1 protein-coding gene is annotated in these 238 nt (G+C 60.9%); it reads right to left on the minus strand.

Features of this window, described 5'->3' with window-relative positions; all coding sequences use genetic code 11:
- Positions 1-101, minus strand: a 101-nt coding sequence (locus tag ACQG3P_RS23100) for a LysR family transcriptional regulator (protein WP_426806347.1), incomplete at its 3' end; no start/stop codon positions are given.
- Between the last annotated feature and the right edge of the window lie 137 nt (positions 102-238).

The raw sequence follows: 238 nt of genomic DNA on the forward strand, positions 1-238 counted from the left end.
CGCCAGACCAGGTCTTCCAGCGATTTCACCCTCTGCGACTCCGCGGAGGCGGTGACATTGAGCGACTGCGCCGCCCGGTCGAAACTGCCTTCGCGGATCACCGCCGCCTAGGCGCGGAGCTGGGCATGGTCGATGCGCATCGTCTTAAGTTCCGCTAAAGATGGTTCAGTAAGTTTAGCTCTACTTTTCCATGTTGCGGCGCGACAATACGCGCCAGCACGGTGCTGTACGCCTTGGC

The sequence above is a fragment of the Stenotrophomonas sp. SrG genome, from assembly GCF_050031795.1.
Taxonomy (GTDB): domain Bacteria; phylum Pseudomonadota; class Gammaproteobacteria; order Xanthomonadales; family Xanthomonadaceae; genus Stenotrophomonas; species Stenotrophomonas rhizophila_A.